This window comes from Rhizobium sp. RHZ02 (genome assembly GCF_014851575.1).
GTDB lineage: Bacteria > Pseudomonadota > Alphaproteobacteria > Rhizobiales > Rhizobiaceae > Rhizobium > Rhizobium altiplani.
Window position 1 is genome coordinate 1 of record NZ_JACUZX010000111.1, and the last position, 303, is coordinate 303.

At 60.1% G+C, this 303-nt stretch carries 1 protein-coding gene; it reads right to left on the reverse strand.

Annotated elements, in window-relative coordinates; translation table 11 throughout:
• On the reverse strand, positions 1-303 hold a 303-nt coding region (locus tag IB244_RS31740; protein WP_192307025.1), incomplete at both ends, for a DUF3300 domain-containing protein.

The following is a 303-nucleotide window of genomic DNA, read 5'->3' on the forward strand; positions in this document are numbered from 1 at the left end:
TGTCCCAGTTGACCGCAGCCGCCCAGGCAACGCCCGTCACGGCTGCGGCGAAGAAGGCAGCACCGGGATACCAATAGTTCGAATAGGGCTGGTCGTAGTAGCTAATAGGCTGGTAGGCGTAGCCCGGGTCGTAGAGCATCTCCGGCGGATATTTCGGGATGTAGACCTTCTCGGGATCGGTCGGCCGGATGACAACGTTGTCGCCCTCGTTGACGATCGTGATCTTGTCGTCCGTCTTGATCGCGCCCTTGGCCACCGCTTGGTCGCGTAGCTGTTGAATGGCCACAAGGACGTCCTTCTGCT